The organism is Maricaulis salignorans, assembly GCF_900103475.1.
In the GTDB taxonomy this organism is placed as follows: Bacteria; Pseudomonadota; Alphaproteobacteria; order Caulobacterales; family Maricaulaceae; genus Maricaulis; species Maricaulis salignorans.
This window is the reverse complement of sequence record NZ_FNHG01000016.1, coordinates 37,091-53,616: the sequence shown is the minus strand read 5'-3', so window position 1 is coordinate 53,616 and position 16,526 is coordinate 37,091. Positions and strand designations below refer to the sequence as shown.

The following is a 16,526-nucleotide window of genomic DNA, read 5'->3' as shown; positions in this document are numbered from 1 at the left end:
GCCCGAGATCCGGATTCCGGACGTGCGGAATGCGTCAGCTGTCGGCCGAACCGGATTTCGCACCTGTTGGCGCGGCATCCCTGGCGGCCGCGAAGGCCGATGGCGTCAGGCCGGTCTCGCGCTTGAAGACCGCGTTGAAAACGGACTTGGAGCTGAAGCCGGCCGTGAAGGCGAGGTCAATCACACGCTGGCGCGTCCCCGTCCGGGCATCTTCCTGCATCATCGCGCAGACATCCTCGATCCGAAGCGAGTTGATATAGTCATTGAAATTCCGCCCCGTCGCCGACTTGATGGCCAGGGTCACGGCGCGTTCGGTCAGGCCGGAGGCCGCCGCGACCTCCTGCCGGGTCAGCCGGGGTTCGGTGTAGAGCGCCCCATCGCGGACTGCGGTCTCGACCCGCTTGAAATCCGCGATCGCAGCCGCGCCGGCAACGGCCGCGTCATCGGGCGATTGTGAAGCGGCACGCCCTTCGGCCCAGGCCTCCAGGACCCGGTCATCGAGGCCCGCAAACAGGCGGGTATGCTGGACGGCCAGAACGACCAGGACACCGACGAAAACCAGCGACACCGCGATCTGGAAAACATAGGCCGACGACGTGCCCAGCCAAGGCCAGTAGGAGTGCAGCCAGTGGGCATCCATACGCAAAATATCAAACACACCGTCCAGGACGTAGAAGGCGATCATCGCGACCATCCAGTTTAACTGGATGGTCCGCGCATCGGAGCGCATGTCCCGGGTCGCGTGGTGAAAACGACGGACCAGCAGGAGGGCGGCGGCGGAATAGGCAAACAGACTGATCCGGGCAGCGTGTTCGACCAGCTCGATCTGCGATGTCAGCGCGAGCGCGGCCAGGAATGGCAGGGCGTGTGGCCAGTCGCGCCAGCGCAGGGCCGGCCCGGCAATCATCACGCCGCGCACCAGCAGATAGACCAGAGGCGGATAGGCCAGTCGAAAAGCCGGCGTGACCAGCCATATCTGCCGGAAGCCGGATGTCTCTTCCAGAAAATTGAAGACCATCCAGATCGCCGACATGGCCAGCACGGCCGACACGGCCCGCAATCTCGGCTGGGTCACGGTCAGAGCGACACCCAGACCGGCCACCGCGATCAGGGCAAATTGCAGGAGATTGACAGCGAACAGGGTCATAACGAGAGACTAGCCGCCCCCGGAACGAAGGCAATCTCCGGCCATCAAACTTTCCAGCCCCGGAACTCGCGATACTCGCGGATCGCGGTGAGCGTTTGCGCTCTCGTGCGAGGGGTCCCGTCCTCCATCGCCGAGATGACCAGCCGAAAGAGGTGTTCCGGTGCCTCGCGCAGCGCATCGGCATCGGCCTGCGCCAGGCCCATGGTCTCGCCGTGCTCCGGTGTATCGGCCAGGGATTGCTCGATACGCCACAGACAGGCCTTTAGCCCGCTATCGCGCGAGCGATAGCGCAGGGCCAGGAAAACCAGGATCAGGACGAGGACGATCGGGACGAGCAAGGCCATCCCGACTGTCTAGTCCGCGATGGCACTCGCCTCAATCGCCGCGATCACAGACCGCGAATCAACAAACTTGAAACTCTGCCCGCCCGTATCGGTCTGATCATCCTGGACCATCAGGACATCCGCCGGGGCACCAGCTACCACGCCAGTCCGGCTGGATCTGGAATGCGGCGCCCGGCCTACGCTGCATCGTCGGATCCGGCGCATCGGACCTGACGTGACGGCCCCTATTTTGTCTGGATACGCCGCAAAAGCGTCGCACTGTCGTCATCAAACCGTCGTGCGCCGCGCCTAGTCAGGATCCCGAAACTATCCCTCCCCGGATCAGTCTCACTGCTCGGTATCCCTCCGGGCCAGATACACGACTCGGGCCGTCCTGCGGGGCGGCCCGTTTTTTTTAGCCGCGATTGATCGCCGCCTGCACAAGGCGGTGCGCGTCCTCACTGTCCCAGTCGGCCGGGGCCGGCATGCGGCCAATCTCGCGGCCCCGGGTGTCATAGAGGATCGACATGGGCAGGCCGAGCGCGCCAACCAGATTATGGCTGGTGAAGCTGGCATCGCGCAGGGCCGGCAAGGCATCGATTTCCTCACGCTCGAAGAATTCGATAATCGGGTCAAAGGACCGGTCGAAGCTGATGGTGACGACGTCAAAATCATCGCCTCCCATTTGCTGCTGCAGCCGGTTGAGCGCGGGCATTTCCTCGACGCAGGGCCCGCACCAGGTCGCCCACAGATTCAACAGGATCACCTTGCCGCGATAATTCGACAGCAAGTGCTCACCGCCATCCGGATCGGTATAGACCATCGCCGGTTGGGCCGGCGCATCATCCAGGGTGACGAATCCGCCCATCTCCCCGCGCGCATAGCTGTCCAGCGAGCCGGTTTCACTCTTGCCCGTGCCGGATATGAACACGTATAGAAACCCGACCAGTCCGATGACGAGCATGGCCGTGATACCGGCTTTGACGGGCGATATTTGCATTTCATTCTCCTGATCGGCGGGGCGCTCATGGCAGACGACACCAAAAAGACACCAACATCCAGTGCGAGCGCCATGTGGGGCGGCCGTTTTGCGGCCGGACCCTCGGCGGTGATGGAAGCGATCAATGCCTCGATCGATATCGATCAGCGCATGGCCGAAGAAGATATCGCCGGATCGCTGGCTCATGCCGCGATGTTGGCGGCGACCGGGGTGATATCAAGTGCCGATGCTGCGGAGATCACGCGCGGGCTGACACAAGTGCGTGAAGAGATCCGCGCCGGCAACTTTCCCTGGTCGGCCGCGCTTGAAGACGTGCACATGAATGTCGAATCCCGCCTGAAGGATATCATCGGCGAACCGGCGGGACGCCTGCACACGGCACGCTCGCGCAATGACCAGGTCGCGACCGATTTCCGCCTCTGGCTGCGCGCCGCCTGTGACCGCATTGATGCCGGGCTCGAGGCCTATCAGCGCGCACTCGTCGAACAGGCCGAAAAGCATATCGACCAGGTGATGCCCGGCTTTACGCATCTGCAGACCGCCCAGCCGGTCTCGCTGGCACATCATCTCCTGAGCTATGTCGAACTGGCGCAACGCGATCGCGGCCGCTTTGCCGACGCTCGCAAACGCCTCAATGAAAGTCCGCTTGGTTGCGCCGCCCTGGCCGGAACGGCCTTCCCGATCGACCGCGACATGACCGCCAGGGCACTCGGCTTTGACCGGCCGATGGCCAATTCGCTCGACGGTGTCGCGGCGCGTGATTTCGCGCTGGAGGTGATGGCAGCCGCCGCGATCTGTGCCGTGAACCTGTCCCGTTTTGCCGAAGAGATCGTGCTGTGGTGCACGCGCCGCTTCGGCTTCGCCACCCTGTCAGATGCCTGGTCGACCGGCTCCTCCATCATGCCGCAAAAACGCAATCCGGACGCTGCCGAACTCGTTCGCGCCAAGCCGGGCCGGATTATCGGTTCGCTGACCGGACTGCTGGTCGTGGTGAAGGGCCTGCCGCTGGCCTATTCCAAAGACCTGCAGGAAGACAAGGCGCCCGCCTTCCAGGCCGTCGATGATCTGGAACTGGCCCTGGCGGCCATGGCTGGCATGGCGGCCGATCTCACCTTCTATGGCGATGCGATGGAAGAAGCCGCGGGCGAAGCCTATTCCGATGCGACTGATCTGGCCGATTTCGTCGTGCGCGAACTGGGCAAGCCCTTCCGCGATGCCCATCACATCTCCGGATCGATTGTCCGCCTCGCCGAAGCGGCCGGCGTGCCACTGGCTGAACTGCCACTGGAGACCATGCAATCGGTCGAGCCCGGCCTCGACGAACGCATCTATTCAGTGTTGAGTGCACGCGCCTCGATGCAGAGCCGCACCAGCTTTGGCGGCACCTCGCCGGTGCGGGTGCGCGAGCAGGTCGAAGCCTGGAAAGCCCGCCTGTCGGCATAAAGGAAAGCATGATGAAACGCCTGTATAGCCTGATCCTGATCCTCCTCGGCACCGCATCGCTGGCGGCCTGCGGCCTGCGCGGCGATCTCGAACGGCCCGAGCCGATGTGGGGCCATCCGCAGGACGCGGAAACTGCGGCCGACACGCCGGATGACAGTGCCGGTCGATAACGCATTGCCCGCAGACGTCCCACTTCAACAAAACGTAATGCTTACCGCGCTATCCGGCGCGCCGCAGCGTGCTAGATTTGATCCATGCACCGTCGGTCCCTGATCGTCGCATGGTGCGCTCTGATGTGGGAGCGCGCTGTGCCTGTGGTCTGGCCAGGCCTTGCCTGGGCAGCGAGCTTTGCCGTGCTTGCCCTGCTGGGGCTGTGGGAAATGATCGGCGACCCCTGGCGCGCCATTTATGCACTCGCAACACTGGCCGGCGCCGTCTGGCTGACCCGCAAGGGCCTCAATGGTTTTGCCTGGCCGCAGGTTGAAGACCTCGCCCGCCGCGTTGAAGAAGATTCCGGTATCAGTGCCCGGCCGCACGAAGCCCTGCTTGATACCCCCCCCACCAATGATCCCGTCGCGCTCCAGGTCTGGCACGAACACCAGGCCCGTATGGCCCGGCGGCTGGACCTGGCCCGGGCTCGTCGGCCCAAGGCTGCCTGGGCGCAACAGGACCGCTGGGCGCTGCGCGGAAGCCTGACCCTGGCCCTGCTGGTCTCCTGGTTCATGGCCGGACCGGCAGCACAGGACCGTCTCGGCGAAGCCTTCAGCCTCGCGCCAATCCAGGTCGGCGGGCTGGATGTCAGCGTAGATGCCTGGATCGATCCGCCGGCCTATACCGGCCGCGCGCCGATCTTCCTGTCGGCGGAAACCCGCACGGTGGACGTCCCGGCCGGATCGAGCTTCATCGCCCGTATCGCCGGCAGCCGCCGCGCCCCGGTGCTGACGCGCCGCGACGACGCCGGTTCGGAACGTGCCACTGCCAGCGCGATCGGCGACAGCGTCTGGGATAGCCGCCTGGCGATTACCAATGATGCGACCATCCGGCTTGCCGCGGGCCCGACCCGCCAGAACTGGACCCTGACCGTCATCCCCGACCGCGCGCCCATTGTGCGCCTGCTCGCCGTGCCCGACGCCAATTCCAGCGGCGAGATCGACCTGCAATTCTCCGTCGTCGATGATTATGGCGCGACCGCCTATGCGCTGGAATTGCGGCCCGAGACCGAGCCCGACGCGCCCTGGGAACGCATCGAAGTTACCCCGGCCGGCATCACCAATCTCGACACGGAGAACGGCGTACGCACCCTGCTTGAAACCGCACAGCACAAACTGGCCGGCAGCCGGGTCACGATCCGCATCGCCGCCGATGATGCCGGCGGCAATACCGGCCGCTCGCCGGAACTGGGGATCACGCTCCCGTCGCGGGTATTCCTTGATGCACTCGCTCGCGCCGTTGCCGAACAACGCCGCAATGTCCTCATGGCCGATCAGGCCTATGCGCCGCTGCCGGTCCGGCCTGTGCTGTATCCCGAGGATATCGCACCGGGGATGGCCTATCTCGCCGACGAACCGGAGCGCCGTATTGAGCGTGCGCCGGAGGGCCTGCAATTCGCTGCCCGCGCGCTGGATGCCATCACCGATGCGCCGGCGCGCTTTTTTGAGGATGCCGTCGTCTATCTTGGCCTGCGCGCCAGCGTTCAACGGCTGCGGCGCTCGCGCCGGCAGGCAGACCTGACCGGGCTGGACGCCGATTTATGGCAGATCGCCCTGCGCGCCGAACTGGGCTCACTGGCCGATGCGGAGGCCGCCCTGCGCGCTGCCGAGCGTGCCCTGATGGAAGCGCTCGCGCGCGGCGCTGACGAGACCGAGCTGGCCGCCCTGTTCGACGCTTTCCAGGAAGCGATGGATAATTACATGGCGGCGATGGCCGCCGAAGCCGCACGGCGCGGCGAGAGTGACGATGCCGAAGGCCCGTCTCTCGACGACAGCGCGCTACAGGAGATGCTCGATGCCCTGCGCGAAGCCGCCGAGCTTGGCGACACCGCCGATGCCCGCCAGGCCTTGCAGCAATTAAGCGAATTGCTGCGCAATATGCAGATGCAAATGGGACAGGGCTCTGGCGAGGGCGAACAGAGCGATGCGGTTTCCGAGGCGATCCAGCAAGCGCTCGAGGAGCTTGGGGACGTCATCGGCAACCAGCGCGATTTGCAAGACCAGACTTTCGGGCTCAATCAGGAGCAGGAATCCGGTGGTGCCTCACAGCCCCAGTCGGGCGGCCAGACCGGTCAGCAGGACGGAAACATGCCGCAAAGCCTGGCGGAGAACCAGAATGGCGGCGGTGCCAGTGCGCAATCGCTCGGCGCCATGCAGGATGCGCTGGCCCAGCAGCTCGCCGAGGCCCAGCAAGCCCTGCCGGATGGCGGCAGCGATTCTCTCGCCCAGGCCGGAGACGCGATGCGGGCGGCGGCTGATGCACTCGGCGAAGGTGATGCGGCAGCCGCTCTGGAAGCCCAGGATGATGCCTTGGCCGATCTGCGCGCCGGGGCTGAACAATTGGCCGAGGAATTGCTCGAGCGTATGCAGGATGCCCAGGGCGAGGCTGGCGAAGGCGAGCAGGAACGCGACCCGCTCGGCCGTCCGTCGGAAGGCGCCTTTGCCGACGGTACCGGCGTTGAAATTCCCGAGGAAATGTCCCGGGCCCGTGCACGCAGCATTCTTGAGGAATTACGCCGCCGCGCAGCCGAAGCCGGCCGCCCCCAGGACGAGCTCGACTATATCGAACGCCTGCTCGACCGCTTCTAGCGTCGGCGAACGCATCCATTCACCAGAAATCAGTGGTGACCGGTGTCCGGTTCCGGCGCGTGACCGGCAGCGGGTGCCGCGTGCGTATCGCTGGCGGCAACCTGTTCGGGTGTATGCGCGCCCTCGGGGGTGGCGCGGTGAACCGGCATGGCATCCGCGACCAGCACAACCTCAACCTCAGCCGAGGCCGGCGGTGGGTCGCTCACCACGGTGCGGAATTCGCGGACCTGGCCGGCCGGGACAGCAGCGCCCTGCAGGCCCACACTCCATTCCAGCAGTGACTCGCTGTTTTCGTCCCGCAGTATGGCGCGCAGGGCGGGCAGCGCCCGCGACCGGCGGTCGAGATTGCTGATCGTGCCTTCAATCACCAGCAGCGGCACGCCATGGGCGTTGTCACGCGTGACGGTGAGCTCGCCGACGGTGAAGCCATAGGCATTCACTTCCGCGCCAATCGCGGCATAGGCAGAGGATGCGCGGGGCCACAGGGTGACGATATCAACGCGGAACATCCAGGACGCGGTCAGCAACAGGGCACAGGCAATGGCAAGTCCACCCCAGGCGCTGCCGGCAACGGCGGCCGACATGGTCCGGCGTTTCTTGGCCTGACGTTCACGAAAAGCTGTGTGCGGTTTGCTCTCGGCCGCGGGCTCGGCTTCTGGGGGTGCCGGTTGCAGTGTCGGCAGATCCGAGGGATCCTCGGCTTCGGCGGTCCAGACATGGGCGCAGGACGCGCAACGCACGCGGCGGCCATTCAGGCCAATCGCATGCGGATCGGCGCGATACCGCGTAGAACATGAAGGGCAGCTGAGTACTATGCTCATCTGAGTCGCTTACGCCTTATCCGGTTCATCCGCGCCCATGGAGACATTCCATCGACCCGAGCCTTGCACAATCGCCAAACAGCGCCGCAGAACCGGTAATCCGCTTCGACAATGTCGGAATGCGGTACGGGCACGGTCCCGAAGTGCTGCGTGATCTCTCATTTGATTTACCACGTGGTTCTTTCCAATTCCTCACCGGACCGTCCGGTGCCGGCAAGACATCGCTTTTGCGGCTGATCTATCTTGCCGCCAAACCATCGAGCGGCCGGATATCCTATTTCGGACGCGATGCGGCAGAGCTGACGCGCAAGGAAATGCCCCTCCTGCGGCGACGCATCGGCGTGGTCTTTCAGGAATTCCGGTTACTCAATCATCTCAGCGTGTTCGACAATGTCGCCCTGCCCCTGCGCATCGCCGGTCGACGGCGCCAGGACTATGCCGAGGACGTCGCCGAATTACTCGCCTGGGTCGGACTGGGCGAGAAAATGGATGTCGTGCCCGCCACATTGTCCGGCGGCGAACAACAGCGCGTCGCCATCGCCCGCGCCGTTGTCGGGCAACCGGAAATCCTCATCGCCGATGAACCGACCGGCAATGTCGATCCGGAAATGGGCATGCGGCTGCTGCGGCTGTTCGCCGAACTCAACAAGCTGGGTACCACCATCATCATCGCGACGCATGACCTCTCCCTGGTGCGCATGCTCGACGCGCCGGTAATGTCGCTGTCGAACGGGCACCTGCATATCCGCGCACCGCGCAGCCAGCGCCAGGCACAGGCCAATGCCGCCCCGGAAGAAGCTGCTGCCGAAACCGCGGCCATGGAGACGCCCGATGAGTAACCGGGTTCCACCACCGCCGGCCGGCGGCGCCGGGGCATTGCTGCCCCCCGATTCCGGACGTGACCGTCCGCTTTTCGTGGTTGCTGCCATCCTGGTCTTCCTGGCCTGTATTGCGGCCCTCGGCGCACGCGGCGCCTGGCTGCAGGCCCAGAACTGGACCTCGGATCTGGAGAGCAGCATCACCATCCAGATCCGGCCGGTCGAACTGCGCGACGCCCAGCTCGATGCCGAAGAAGCGGCCCGAATCGCCCTGACCGTGCCCGGCATTCTCAGCGCGACAGCGCATGATCGCGCTCATGCCGAGGCCTTGTTGGCGCCGTGGCTGGGCTCGGGAAACCTGCCCGACGACCTGCCCTTGCCGCTCATGGTCGAGGTCCAGCTGGACCCGCAATTGCCGCCGCCGGGCGATGCCCTCCAGGCGGCCCTCGACGCGGCCGGTCTGTCGGCATCGGTCGATGATAACAGCCGCTGGGCCGGCGCGGTCCGCCGTGCAGCGCGAACTGCGCAGACGCTTGGCCTCGCAATGATGTTCCTGCTGGCTGGCGCTGCCGCTGCGGTCGTCGCCTTTGCCGCCCGGGCGAGTCTGGCGGCCCGGATCAATGTGATCGATGCCCTGCATATCTGCGGCGCCGAGGACCGCTTCGTCGCCGGTCTGTTTGAGCGCCGTTTCTTCATGCTCGGGCTGAAGGCCGGCATCGCCGGAGCAGCCTGCGCCGGACTGGTCGCCGTGCTCGCGAGCCTTGGCCAGGGCCCGGCCGACATGGCTTTCTTCCTCCCCCATTGGGCGATGGACCCGTTCGAGCTTGCCCTGCTGCTGCTCGCGCCCGTCCTGGCCGGAGCCACAGCCGCTATTTCGGCCCGGCTTGCTGTTGCCTCGGACTTGCGGGGGCGGTGGTAATGGCCAAAATCGGCCTCAATCGCAGCAATAAATGGTCTGTCGATATTTACGACGGGTCAGGCATGTCAGCTCATGCCTTTACGCCAGAGCGAGTGAACGCATGACACAGGGCATCGGTATCTTTCGGGCCTTGGCCTTTGTGATCCTGGCAGCGAGCCTGATCGGCTTCGCGGCCTATGCCGGACTCGTCTCCAGCTATGCCCTGCCCGATGAAGACCTCAGCGCCGATGGCATTGTTGTGCTGACCGGCGACCAGGGCCGGCTGACGGCCGGCGCGCGATTGCTGCAGGACGGGCGCTCGGCGCATTTGCTGATTTCCGGCGTTCATGCCTCGGTGACGACCGAACAACTGCGCGCCCACACCACACTTTCAAACGAGCAATTCACCTGCTGCGTCGAGCTCGGCCGCCAGGCGAGCGACACGGTTGGCAATGCCCGCGAAACGGCGCAATGGGTGCGCACGAACGGCTATCGGCGCTTGATCATCGTGACCTCAGACTATCATCTGCCCCGCAGTCTGATCGAGATGGATATGGCCATGCCCGACGTTGAATTCATCGCCTATCCGGTCCGCACAACCCCGCCCTGGCGTAATCCCCGTTCGGCCCGGCTCTGGCTGCAGGAATACGCGAAATACGCGACGGTCCGGCTTGGCCGCATCCTGCTGCCGTCACAGGACACCGCATCATGACCGCCATCCGTTCGATTATCTTCCAGATCTACATGTATGGGCTGATGGCGATCATGGGCTTGGCGGGTACACCGCTTCTGCTCGGTCCGCGGCGCTGGGCGCGCAATTATCTACGGCTCTACCTCGCCATCATCTGGTTCGGCCTGCGCTGGATCTGCGGTGTCCGTTTCGAGGTTCGCGGCCGCGAACACCTGCCCGAGGGCGGCGCGCTGATTGCCTCGAAACATCAGAGCATGTGGGAGACGCTGGCCTTCTGGGGCATTCTCGATGATCCGGCGATCATCCTGAAGCGTTCGCTGATCTTCATGCCTTTCTTCGGCTGGTTCGCGGTCAAGCTGGGCAATATCAATGTGGATCGCACCGCCGGCTCAAAGGCGCTGCGCAAAATGCTGCGCGATGCGGCCACGCGCGGCAGCGAGGGCCGTCAGGTCCTGATCTTCCCGGAAGGCACGCGGGTCGATCCCGGTGAGCATCCCGATTTCAAGCCCGGCATTGCCGGTCTCTACGGGTCGATGAACCTGCCCTGCGTCCCGGTAGCGCTCAATTCCGGCGTCCATCTCCAACCCTATTGCGGGCTGAAAAAGCCGGGTCTGATCGTGGTCGAATTTCTCGAGCCGATCGCCCCCGGCCTCCCCAAGGCCCAATTCATGCAAACCCTGCATGAGCGTATCAATCTGGCTGCCGACGCCCTGCTCGAACAGCCAGAAGAGACTGCCGACCAGGAGAGCCTTGCGTGAGTATTCCAAAGCGTTTTTTGTTTCCGGTTCTCGGCATTCTGGTTGTTCTGGTCCTCTATACGGCCTACTGGCTGCACGCCAAGAGCACGATCGAGCGCGAAGTCGGCGTCTGGATCGCGCGCCAGGAAAGCGCCGGCTATCTCATCGAGCAGGAGCGGGTACGCGTCACCGGCTTCCCCTATCGCTTCCAGGTCGAACTGACGGCACCGCGCATGCAGGCGCCGCAAAGCGATGGCGGCTGGAATGCGCGGCTGGAAATGCTCAAGGCGCACGCCCTCTTCTACGACTTCCGTCACTGGATCATTGAATTCGACGGGCCACTCTGGCTGGAATACGACGCCGAAACGCCAACATCGCTGGAAATTGACGCGGAACTCGCGCTGGTCAGCCTCGCCAGCAATGACCGCGGCGTGACGGTCCGGATCGGGGCCGAATTCAACGATATGCGGATCGCGACCCGTTCGGGTCGGGCGCCCGGCCTCGAAGCCGTGGAGAGCCTGTTGTTTTCCGGCGTCGTCGCCGAGGATGACACATTGCGCCTCCGGCTCGAGGCCACAGGCCTGTCAGCCAGCCCGACCGTTATTTCGCCCGAGATCGAGCGCGCATTCGGGAATTCGGCCGACCTGGCGCGAATGGACCTGACCGTGACGCAATGGGCGACGCTGGCCATTGATGCCGATGCCGCCGCATGGAGCCGTGCCGGCGGGCAATTGCTGATCGCCGAATCGGCCCTGGAATGGGGTCCGGCTCAATTGTCGGGCGTTGGCGAATTCACCCTCGATGCGAGCGCAGAGCCCGATGGCCGCCTTTCCCTGCACATCACCGACCCGGACGCGCTCGCCGACGCCTTGGTACAGGCGCGTCTGGTGCCGACCGAGAATGAACAGGCGCTGCGCCTGGCGGCGATGATGGCACCGCGCGGCCCGGACGGCGTCGCCCTGCCCTTCCGTATTCGCGATGGCGGCGTCTATCTCGGACCGGTCAGGCTCGGCGATCTGGAGAATTGACGACTGGCGGTCTGGCCGCCGGCCGCAATCACTGCCCCATGAACTCGGTCAGCGCATCCACCAGCCGCCGGTTATCCGCTTCCTTGCCAACCGTGATGCGGAGCGCATCAGGCAGGCCATAGGGCGCGACACCGCGAACAATCAACCCGTTCCGGGTCAGGAAGGCATCGGCATCGGCGGCCGTCTTGCCAGCCGTTTGCGGGAAATGCACCAGTACGAAATTACACACGCTCGGCGTCACTTCCAGACCGAGTCCGCCAATCTGCTGGCGCAGGAAATCAACCCAGGTCGCGTTGTGCTGCGCGGAGCGCTGCATGAAATCGCGGTCCGCAATCGCCGCAGCCCCGGCTTCGATCGCCGGCAGATTGACGTTGAACGGGCCGCGCACACGGTTGAGCACGTCGATAATGGCCTTGGAGCCATAACCCCAGCCCAGGCGCAAACCGGCCAGACCATGAATCTTGGAGAAGGTTCGCGTCACGATGACATCGTCGCGCTCGCGCGCCAGCGCCATGCCGGAATCATAATCCTCGGCATCGACAAATTCCGTGTAGGCAGCGTCGATGACCAGCAAGGTGGTCGGCGGCAGTGCGTCACGCAAACGGCGGATTTCTGCGTCGGAGATATAGGTGCCGGTGGGGTTATTGGGATTTGCGATGAAGACGATGCGGGTGTCGTCCCCGGCCGCCGCGATGACCGCATCGACATCGGTCGTATAGCCACGCTCGGGAGCTGAAACGAGGCGGGCACAGCTTTGCATCGCGACGAGGCGGTAGACCAGGAAGCCGTATTGCGACTGCACGACCTTGTCGCCGGGATTGAGATAGGCGCGACCGAGCAATTGCAGGATCTCATCGGAGCCTGTGCCGCAGACGATATGGTCGGCATCAATCCCCTCTTCCCGGGCGATGGCATCGCGCAGACGGCTGGCGCCACCATCGGGATAGCGGTGCAGACGGGAGGCGGCGGTCTCGAAGGCCTTCACTGCCTTGAGCGAACAACCCAGCGCATTCTCGTTCGAGGAGAGTTTGGCCGGATTGGCCACACCGGGTGCATCAGCAGCGCCTGGCTTGTAGGGCTGGATGTCGAGAATGCCGGCGCGCGGTTCGATGGCCATGGGATTTCCTCAGCTGTCCGAAAGGTCGGAAGGGTTGTCGTGACGGGATAACGCGGGCCGGGTTCGTGCTTCAAGGGGTTTGGCGCGGACGGGCGCAGTTGCCGGACGCGGACGCAGTGCCATCGTGCGCTTCACGGCCTCGACCAGGACCACACCCCCCAGCGCTGGCCAGGCCCGCTCACCTGTCTCCTCCCACATCCGCGCGATACGCGTATGAGTGCTCCATTTCCAGGGCGGCGCATAAAGGGCCCGCGACCAGGCGGTCGGCTCGAACAAGGCGTCATCAAGCAATTGCGAGAGCTGGGCCCGGGAAAACGGCCGGCCATGGCCGAAGGGAGTCGAGTCCAGCCAGGCCCAGATGCCCGATCTCGCGGCGGTGACAATCACCACCCGGCCTTCCGGCGCCAGCACCCGCCAGATTTCGCGCAAGGTGGCCTGAAGGGAATCGGCCTCTTCCAGGGCGTGAACCAGCAGCACACGGTCAAACAGGGCCTCGGGAAAGGGCAGATGTGTCTCATCGCCCAGCGCGATGCCGGAACAGCCCGTATTGGCCACCACCGCGCCCTGGGAGGCCGGCATGAAGCAGACAGTGCGCCGGGCGGTGTCGCGATAGGCCTCCAGATACGGCGTCGCGAACCCGAGTCCGAGCATGTCGAGCCCCCTGGCATCGGGCCAGATCGCAGCCAGACGGCGGCCGATCATCTCGCGTGCCACCAGTCCCTGGCGGCTGCGATAGAAACGGTCCAGTTCAAGAGCTTCGCGACGCACCCTTCACACTCCACGGTTTTACCCCGATCATGGGGATTCCAGCGCAACACTAACCATAGCGGCGAAATCGACAATGAGCGAACTGAGCATCCGGCAATTTCCCTGCCTGTCCGACAATTACGGCTTTCTCATCCACGACGCGGCAAGCGGCGAAACCGCCACGATCGACACGCCGGACCCCGACCGCATCCTCGCCGAGGCGAAGGCGGCGGGTTGGACCATTACCCAGATCTGGAACACGCATCACCATTTCGACCATGCCGGCGGCAATGCCGCGATCAAGGCGGCGACCGGAGCCCGCATCGTGGCGCCTGCCTATGAGAGTGATCGCATCCCCGGTATTGATCAGCCGGTCTCGGACGGCGACAGTGTCTGGCTTGGAAAGACCGAGGCGAAAGTGATCTTCACACCCGGCCATACCAGCGGGCATATCGTCTACAACCTGCCAGGCGAGCAGGTCGCCTTTGTCGGCGACACCCTGTTCGCGCTGGGCTGTGGCCGCCTGTTCGAGGGCACACCGCAGCAGATGTGGACCAGCCTGTCACGGCTGGCGATGCTGCCGGACGACACGGTGATCTATTGCGCGCATGAATACACCCAGGCCAATGCCCGTTTCGCGCTGAGCGTCGATCCGGATAATCCCGCACTGCAGGCCTACGCCGCCACGGTCGAAGCCCGGCGGGCGCGCGGCGAAGCGACGGTGCCGACGACAATCGCGCATGAGAAGGCAGCCAATCCCTTCCTGCGTCCCGCTGACCGCGCCATCCGCGACCGGCTTGGCCTGGCCGATGCGAGCGATACCGATGTGTTTGCCGAAATACGACGCCGCAAGGATATATTCTGATGGCCGCGGCCAACGCCATCATCCAGGCGCTCGGCATGCAGCCCCACCCTGAAGGCGGCTGGTATGTCGAGACCTGGCGCGATGCGGCGGGGCCCGACGGGCGATCACGCGGCACGGCGATCTATTATCTGCTGGAAGCAGGCGACCGCTCACACTGGCACCGGGTCGATGCAACCGAGATCTGGCACTGGCATGCCGGAGCGGCCCTGCAGCTGGACCTCAGCACGGACGGCCTGCAGCAGACCGGTCTCACACTCGGGCCGGATATCGAAACGGGGCAGCGACCCCAGGCGCTGGTAATGCCACATGTCTGGCAGAGCGCGCATGCCCTCGGCGCGTGGAGTCTGGTCGGTTGCACAGTCACGCCGGGATTCGAGTTCTCGGGGTTTGAAATGGCCGCGCCGGGCTGGCAGCCCGGCAAGACGTCGACCTGATCAGGTCGGCCGGTCTTCGGCCAGCAAGGATCGCGCAATGAAGGCCGACGAAGAACGGCCGGCAAAGCCGAATTCCGGTGCGATCACGACGATCAGGCTGTTGCCGCGCCGATAGGCTGCGGGTTGCTCACCGATCGAGATCTCGACCCGGTCGATGCCGCGCAGGCGCCGGCGCTCATTGCGCAGCGAGCGAAAAGCCAGGGCAATCATGTGCAGGCTGTCGTGCTGGACGCCCAGCCCGGCGCGCGGTGCGGGGGCGTAACCAACAGAAATACTGCGGTCCAGCTCAGCCGTCAGCTCATTGGCCAGATCTTCCGCCCGCAACCGCACTTCCTCGGTCGAGCGCGGCGGCGGGGCAAGCCCGCCCGCCTCGCTGGCGAAATCGGCGATAACCCCGTTGGGCGCATCTGTGGGAAAATAGGTCGCGCCGCCCAATCCGGTCAGACGGACAACTTCGCGGCCGGTATCGGTCACATAGGCGGTGCCCCCGCCCGGTGCACGGTTGGCGAACAGAACCAGGACCTCGCCCGTCGGATCATCACGCTCACTCAGGAGGGCAACCGTATTCGACCGGTCGAACAGGAAGAACTCGCCGGTATCGGCGCGCTGATACCAACCCACGACTTCCTGGGCTCGTTCATTGCGAAGCAGGCGATCGCGCAACGGGTTCTGAAACCCGATGGCGGCACCCGCGCACAAGGCCGCGGTGAGTATTACAATCAGCAAACGGGTCATCGAGGTCAGCATTGACACTGGCAAGACGGCAATTTTTGGGCAGACGCCACATCAACTGTCATGCCATGTACTGCCCGCCATTGATCGTCAGCACCGATCCGGTCATGAAACCAGCGGCATCAGAGGCCAGATACGTCACCAGGCCACCGATTTCCGAGGCTTCACCGAGCCGGTTTACCGGAATGCCCGCGATGATGGATTGCAGCACATTGGCCGGCACTGCAGCGACCATCTCGGTATTGATATAACCCGGAGCGATGCAATTGACCGTGATACCCTTGCGGGCCGTCTCCTGTGCCAGAGCCTTGGTGAACCCGATCACTCCGGCCTTCGCCGCGGAGTAGTTGACCTGGCCCATCTGACCCTTCTGGCCATTGATCGAGGAGATATTGATGATGCGCCCGAACCCGCGCTCGCGCATGCCATCAATGACTGGTCGCGTCATGTTGAACATCGAGGTCAGATCGATCCGGATGACTTCATTCCAGTGCTCCGGCGTCATCTTGTGGAACATGCCGTCGCGCGTGATGCCGGCATTGTTGACAAGGATGTCAAAGGGCGCACCGGCTTTGGCTTCGGCCGCAGCAATGCCGTCGACACAGGACTGATAGTCGCCGACATCCCATTTGACGGCGCTGATTCCGGTTTCCGCGGTGAAGGATTTTGCCGCCTCTTCATTGCCGGCATAGTTCGCGACAACCGTATAACCTGCCGCCTTGAGCTCAAGACAAATGGCCGCCCCGATACCCCGGGTACCGCCTGTAACCAGCGCTGTGCGTGTCATATTCAATCCCCAAATTCTTGTTCTTGAGTTGAGCATTAAGTCTTCGCGCTTGCAGCAGACCACTTGCTGAGCGTAAACCCTAATGAAATAGGTGCGCGTCCGTGTCGAGCGAATATCGAGAGCGGAGCACGCATTCTACA

The 16,526-nt window shown here is 64.3% G+C and carries 18 protein-coding genes; 10 read left to right on the top strand and 8 right to left on the bottom strand.

The window, feature by feature from the left end; all coding sequences use genetic code 11:
• Nucleotides 1-34 precede the first annotated feature (34 nt).
• From BLT42_RS11890 to BLT42_RS11880, 3 genes are all read right to left on the bottom strand, one after another.
• Nucleotides 35-1,147 (bottom strand): helix-turn-helix transcriptional regulator, encoded by a 1,113-nt coding sequence (locus BLT42_RS11890; RefSeq protein ID WP_091771062.1) that lies wholly within the window; start codon nucleotides 1,145-1,147, stop codon nucleotides 35-37.
• A gap of 44 nt (nucleotides 1,148-1,191) precedes the next feature.
• Nucleotides 1,192-1,491, bottom strand: a complete 300-nt coding sequence (locus tag BLT42_RS11885; RefSeq protein ID WP_091771060.1) for a hypothetical protein — start codon at nucleotides 1,489-1,491, stop codon at nucleotides 1,192-1,194.
• 394 nt (nucleotides 1,492-1,885) lie between these two features.
• On the bottom strand, nucleotides 1,886-2,470 hold the full coding sequence (locus BLT42_RS11880; RefSeq protein ID WP_091771058.1) for a TlpA family protein disulfide reductase: 585 nt from the start codon (nucleotides 2,468-2,470) through the stop codon (nucleotides 1,886-1,888).
• 27 nt (nucleotides 2,471-2,497) lie between these two features.
• Between BLT42_RS11880 and argH the strand changes: the two genes are divergently transcribed.
• From argH to BLT42_RS11870, 3 genes are all read left to right on the top strand, one after another.
• Nucleotides 2,498-3,913 carry an argininosuccinate lyase gene (gene argH / locus BLT42_RS11875; protein ID WP_091771110.1) on the top strand — a complete coding sequence of 472 codons (1,416 nt, stop codon included), beginning with the start codon at nucleotides 2,498-2,500 and terminating at the stop codon, nucleotides 3,911-3,913.
• An 11-nt stretch (nucleotides 3,914-3,924) separates the two neighbouring features.
• A complete protein-coding gene (lptM, locus tag BLT42_RS15020; RefSeq protein WP_143024131.1) occupies nucleotides 3,925-4,083 on the top strand; it encodes an LPS translocon maturation chaperone LptM in 159 nt (52 codons plus the stop codon).
• A gap of 84 nt (nucleotides 4,084-4,167) precedes the next feature.
• Nucleotides 4,168-6,711 (top strand): DUF4175 domain-containing protein, encoded by a 2,544-nt coding sequence (locus BLT42_RS11870; protein WP_091771056.1) that lies wholly within the window; start codon nucleotides 4,168-4,170, stop codon nucleotides 6,709-6,711.
• 29 nt (nucleotides 6,712-6,740) lie between these two features.
• On the opposite strand, the gene BLT42_RS11865 is transcribed toward BLT42_RS11870, so the two are convergent.
• Nucleotides 6,741-7,532 carry an MJ0042-type zinc finger domain-containing protein gene (locus BLT42_RS11865; protein ID WP_091771054.1) on the bottom strand — a complete coding sequence of 264 codons (792 nt, stop codon included), beginning with the start codon at nucleotides 7,530-7,532 and terminating at the stop codon, nucleotides 6,741-6,743.
• Nucleotides 7,533-7,582: 50 nt separating this feature from the next.
• On the opposite strand from BLT42_RS11865, the gene ftsE reads away from it, so the two are divergent.
• From ftsE to BLT42_RS11840, 5 genes are all read left to right on the top strand, one after another.
• Nucleotides 7,583-8,371 (top strand): cell division ATP-binding protein FtsE, encoded by a 789-nt coding sequence (ftsE, locus tag BLT42_RS11860; protein ID WP_267887703.1) that lies wholly within the window; start codon nucleotides 7,583-7,585, stop codon nucleotides 8,369-8,371.
• Nucleotides 8,364-9,269 carry a cell division protein FtsX gene (locus tag BLT42_RS11855; protein WP_091771050.1) on the top strand — a complete coding sequence of 302 codons (906 nt, stop codon included), beginning with the start codon at nucleotides 8,364-8,366 and terminating at the stop codon, nucleotides 9,267-9,269. Before ftsE ends, BLT42_RS11855 begins: the two co-directional genes overlap by 8 nt.
• Nucleotides 9,270-9,369: 100 nt before the next feature.
• Nucleotides 9,370-9,960 carry a YdcF family protein gene (locus tag BLT42_RS11850; RefSeq protein ID WP_176780348.1) on the top strand — a complete coding sequence of 197 codons (591 nt, stop codon included), beginning with the start codon at nucleotides 9,370-9,372 and terminating at the stop codon, nucleotides 9,958-9,960.
• On the top strand, nucleotides 9,957-10,697 hold the full coding sequence (locus tag BLT42_RS11845; protein WP_091771046.1) for a lysophospholipid acyltransferase family protein: 741 nt from the start codon (nucleotides 9,957-9,959) through the stop codon (nucleotides 10,695-10,697). The genes BLT42_RS11850 and BLT42_RS11845 overlap by 4 nt, the downstream gene beginning before the upstream one ends.
• Nucleotides 10,694-11,704 (top strand): DUF2125 domain-containing protein, encoded by a 1,011-nt coding sequence (locus BLT42_RS11840; RefSeq protein ID WP_091771044.1) that lies wholly within the window; start codon nucleotides 10,694-10,696, stop codon nucleotides 11,702-11,704. The genes BLT42_RS11845 and BLT42_RS11840 overlap by 4 nt, the downstream gene beginning before the upstream one ends.
• Before the next feature lie 28 nt (nucleotides 11,705-11,732).
• Here the strand turns inward: BLT42_RS11840 and hisC are convergent, their stop codons facing one another.
• Both hisC and BLT42_RS11830 read right to left on the bottom strand, forming a co-directional pair.
• Nucleotides 11,733-12,821 (bottom strand): histidinol-phosphate transaminase, encoded by a 1,089-nt coding sequence (hisC, locus tag BLT42_RS11835; protein WP_091771042.1) that lies wholly within the window; start codon nucleotides 12,819-12,821, stop codon nucleotides 11,733-11,735.
• Between the two features lie 9 nt (nucleotides 12,822-12,830).
• Nucleotides 12,831-13,589 carry a class I SAM-dependent methyltransferase gene (locus BLT42_RS11830; RefSeq protein ID WP_091771040.1) on the bottom strand — a complete coding sequence of 253 codons (759 nt, stop codon included), beginning with the start codon at nucleotides 13,587-13,589 and terminating at the stop codon, nucleotides 12,831-12,833.
• A 73-nt stretch (nucleotides 13,590-13,662) separates the two neighbouring features.
• Between BLT42_RS11830 and gloB the strand changes: the two genes are divergently transcribed.
• Nucleotides 13,663-14,433, top strand: coding sequence for a hydroxyacylglutathione hydrolase (gloB, locus tag BLT42_RS11825; protein WP_091771038.1), 771 nt, complete (start codon nucleotides 13,663-13,665; stop codon nucleotides 14,431-14,433).
• Nucleotides 14,433-14,867 carry a cupin domain-containing protein gene (locus BLT42_RS11820; protein WP_091771036.1) on the top strand — a complete coding sequence of 145 codons (435 nt, stop codon included), beginning with the start codon at nucleotides 14,433-14,435 and terminating at the stop codon, nucleotides 14,865-14,867. Before gloB ends, BLT42_RS11820 begins: the two co-directional genes overlap by 1 nt.
• Here BLT42_RS11820 and BLT42_RS11815 read toward each other — a convergent pair whose 3' ends face one another.
• Both BLT42_RS11815 and phbB read right to left on the bottom strand, forming a co-directional pair.
• Entirely contained in the window at nucleotides 14,868-15,602 is a 735-nt protein-coding gene (locus BLT42_RS11815) for a DUF4908 domain-containing protein (RefSeq protein ID WP_176780347.1), read from the bottom strand.
• 58 nt (nucleotides 15,603-15,660) lie between these two features.
• Nucleotides 15,661-16,386, bottom strand: a complete 726-nt coding sequence (gene phbB / locus BLT42_RS11810; RefSeq protein ID WP_091771108.1) for an acetoacetyl-CoA reductase — start codon at nucleotides 16,384-16,386, stop codon at nucleotides 15,661-15,663.
• Nucleotides 16,387-16,526: the final 140 nt, after the last annotated feature.